Raw genomic sequence first — 3,109 nt, 5'->3', positions numbered from 1 at the left:
AAACATTGATTATAAATAAAAATTTGCACCAGCATTGCATTCACTCCAAGTCCTTAATTCTCAAGAGGTTGTGTAATATTCACCCCCGTTATACCGCTGAAAAGATATGTCAACAGCCTGTCAAGGTTTGCCCCCCATACTCCTACCACGGCACCTCTCTCCCACGTACAGATGCTTCCCGAAAGTTATCATCCTCATTGATTTCAGGAACTTCGTTAAATCCATCTATCCTTAGCCGAAGCCGCTCTCCTTCCCGCACTAGTCCTGTTACAGTTTTGCTTATTTCTACGCGTCTTCCGGAATCTAATCCCCTTTGCCTTTGACCAATAAAGCTTCCCCACTCACCATCTCTATGTACGCTAACATCCCAAGTAAATGGGCCTGCATTACCAACACCTGTATTAGATATTTTAATGAATAATGTATATACTCTATTGTGAGGACGACAATCAAAATCAACTATCCTTAAATCAGCCAGTGTACTTGCCTCTACCATGTTATTGTTTTCATTCATTTCGTCTATTTCATTCCTTGGATCAACAATAAGCCGTACCTTTGTAGTACCTGCAGGGCATGGGCCACGCGCACTTGCTAATCTTCCTACACTGAATGGTATAGATCCCCCTTGAGGTAAAACCTGAGGTTTTTCAAATTCAACTGTTTGGACCCACCTTCCCTCTACAAAGCATTCTTTTCCAACACGAACATAGTTTACTGGTGCTCTACCAATGTTTTCGACTCTTATTATACGATCCATATCTAACCTTCCCACTATTCTCAGATCTGGTTTTTCTGTGGAAGAGAAAGGAACTGTAGCTGGTGCAGGAAGAGCCACCCACTTCCCAGAACTTTCAATATCCATATGCCATTCTCCCATCACATCACCAGGTGCGCTTCTTCTGCGTTTCAAACAAACATTTCTAAACTCTCCACCCGGTATCTTTATGGTAAAGCATATCCTCTCTGGAGGAACACTTGGAATAGTGTATCTGTATACATCAACTATATGGTCCCCCGGATTAAATGTACCGAGCACTATGGTTGGAGGCGGAGGACCTACATGTCGAGGGGTTGTTTGTTCTACAATTGCTGTCAGATTCACAGGCCCCCCTGTTACAGTAATCCCCACACTAATTTTCACGATTTCTCCAATCCATACAGGACGAGATGGCGTAAAATGAACGGTCCTACCCGTCACCCTCCCTTCTGCATAAGTTAGAGAAAATGTTGCACCCACCACCATGCTTACTACGACACCCATAACAAATAATTTTCTTTGTATCTTCATTTCTTCCTCCTTTCTGCCCGCAATGAGCAGATAATTGGTCATTAGTAGTAACGGTTACCGATTACTTCTTCCTCAGTCCTAAAATCAACCTTACTTCTCCTTTACCCAATTTAGTTCGTTGGGCTATTTCATCAATTGATAATCCTTCATCAGATAATTTGTATATCTGGTTATGTAGAATTTCCCGTGTTCTTTTATCTTTAGTCGTTGTTGATTTTACTTCTTCAGCTTTTATCATAGGTTTAGCCACCGAGACTTCTGTTCTGGGCAAAGACGAAACTATTGAATCAACGGTGATTAATCTACTATCTATTTCCGCAACGCTTTTTTCTAAATTTTTGCTTTTTTTATTAATGGCATCAAATTTTTTATCTATGTTCTCTTCTACTTCTGTCATTATTCGTTCATAAGAGACTTGCATTTTTTTAAATTCATTTTCTATGGGTCTATAAACCTCCATACTTGTTTGTTGAGCTAATTCTTTAATACTTAATCCTTTTAACGCATCTAACGGAGCAAGTCTTTTATCAAAATCTCCAAACATCTTTTCCAATCCCTGACAGGTAGTTTGTAATTCTTTTATTCCAGTTTCAATTGGTTTTAGAGTCTCTTTAGATGTCTGGCGGGTAAATTCTTCTATTGGCACACCTTTTAATACCCCCAGTTTTTTATCTACATTTTCAACCATCTTTTCAAGTCCACGGTAACCTGCTTGTAATTCTTTTACATCCTCAACTAATGATTTGTAGACACCAGGTTTTTCTGCAGGAATCCCTTCAATTTCTGATAAAGCAATTAATTCTCTTTGTCTCCATAAATATTTTACCCATAAGAATAAAATTAAAGTAAGAAGACCAAAAAGAACAATTAGCCATTTTATAACAGGATTTATTCTCTCGAAGGCAAATTTAGGTTTTGGGACTGGTAATTTTTCTTCAATCTGCGCCGGCGGAGGAATTATTTCTTCTGTCTTTGCAACAACTACTTTTTCTTCCTCGACTGGAGGTTGAGGAATAACTTTAGGCTTTTTGATTTCAGGTTTGACTTTAGGTAAAGGTTCTTGCGGGGTTAATTGTAAAAAGTATTTAGATTCTTCTGGCAGGGTTGGTTCTGTTGGAGGTGGCGGTGGAACCTTTGTTTTAGCTATAATCTTCGGCAATTCCTCTTTGCCTTCAGCGAATTTTAATCCCATTCGCTCTTCTTCTTTAACTACTTCTTCTTTTTTTACTTCTTTAGGTTTAACGCTCGGCTGAGGTATTTTGGGACGCAATTCCTCTCCAGAAATCGCTTTCTCCTCAACCTTTTTTACTTCTTCTACCCTTTCCTTTGGTTCTAATGACACAGGAGAACCAATTGGTTTAGTTAAGTTTTCTCCATCATTTCTCAAAGAGAATTGTCCTATCTTTGAAGTAGGTTTTTGTTTTTGGGTAACTTCTTGACTCGCTACTACCCCCAAATTACTTATCCCAAAAACAACCACTAATAATAAAAATCCTAATTGTTTCATTTTTATTTCCCCCCATTTTTAATAATTGAATACAATTTTAATATCAGTATATCTTATTAGATAATATTTTGTCAAGTATTTTTTAGTAAATAAATAAAAAAAGTTGACTTTAATAAAAAAATGTGCCCTGTGCAGGTATAGTAGTTATTAACGAAAATTTCTCATAGACTATTTCACAGCTGGGAAATTGTAACTATTCAGCTTCCATTTTTTTCCTTTTAACACTGAAAGTGTTAAATTTCACATAACCGTAGATATAATCTACGGAAAAAGACTCGTGAGCACTACTCGACCCTGAAAGGGTCGAATTTTAT

The 3,109-nt window shown here is 37.7% G+C and carries 2 protein-coding genes; both read right to left on the bottom strand.

All coding sequences use genetic code 11. The features are described from left to right. Nucleotides 1–142: 142 nt before the first annotated feature. Nucleotides 143–1,288, bottom strand: coding sequence for a CARDB domain-containing protein (locus tag AB1414_18040; GenBank protein MEW6609315.1), 1,146 nt, complete (start codon nucleotides 1,286–1,288; stop codon nucleotides 143–145). Between the two features lie 61 nt (nucleotides 1,289–1,349). After that, nucleotides 1,350–2,795: a hypothetical protein gene (locus AB1414_18035; GenBank protein MEW6609314.1), complete on the bottom strand. Its 1,446-nt coding sequence runs from the start codon at nucleotides 2,793–2,795 to the stop codon at nucleotides 1,350–1,352. Between the last annotated feature and the right edge of the window lie 314 nt (nucleotides 2,796–3,109).

The sequence above is a fragment of the bacterium genome (genome assembly GCA_040755795.1).
In the GTDB taxonomy this organism is placed as follows: Bacteria; UBA9089; CG2-30-40-21; order CG2-30-40-21; family SBAY01; genus JBFLXS01.
This window is presented reverse-complemented; position numbering and strand designations above follow the sequence as displayed.

Coding starts and splice junctions, on each gene's coding strand:
- AB1414_18040 (MEW6609315.1), bottom strand. CDS start 1,288: ATGAAGATACAAAGAAAATTATTTGTTATGGGTGTCGTAGTAAGCATG.
- AB1414_18035 (MEW6609314.1), bottom strand. CDS start 2,795: ATGAAACAATTAGGATTTTTATTATTAGTGGTTGTTTTTGGGATAAGT.